The following is a 554-nucleotide window of genomic DNA, read 5'->3' on the forward strand; positions in this document are numbered from 1 at the left end:
TACGAGAGCGACGCCCGTCACTATGCCCATGTGGACTGTCCGGGCCACGCCGACTACGTGAAGAACATGATCACCGGTGCGGCCCAGATGGACGGGGCGGTGTTGGTCGTCTCCGCCGCCGACGGACCCATGCCCCAGACCCGCGAGCACATCCTGCTGGCGCGCCAGGTCGGGGTGCCCTACATCGTCGTCTACCTGAACAAGGCCGACATGGTAGACGACGAAGAGCTCTTGGAACTGGTCGAGATGGAAGTCCGCGAGCTCTTGGACAGCTACGAATTTCCCGGTGACGACACCCCCATCATCACCGGCTCGGCGCTGAAAGCGCTGGAAGGCGAGGCCAGCGCGCAAGGCACCCAATCCATCGAGCAGCTCATCGCCGCCATGGACAGCTATATCCCGGAGCCCGAGCGCGACATCGACCAGCCCTACCTGATGCCCATCGAAGACGTCTTCTCCATCTCCGGTCGGGGCACGGTCGTGACCGGCCGGGTCGAGCGCGGCGTGATCAAGGTTGGCGAAGAAGTCGAAATCGTCGGCATCAAAGAGACCAC

The 554-nt window shown here is 63.5% G+C and carries 1 protein-coding gene; it reads left to right on the forward strand.

The genetic code is table 11. The features are described from left to right. Window positions 1–554 (forward strand): GTP-binding protein (locus tag BQ17_RS10320; protein WP_256091542.1); only part of this gene is annotated, 554 nt, incomplete at both ends.

The organism is Candidatus Thiosymbion oneisti, assembly GCF_900092655.1.
Lineage (GTDB): Bacteria > Pseudomonadota > Gammaproteobacteria > Chromatiales > Chromatiaceae > Thiosymbion > Thiosymbion oneisti.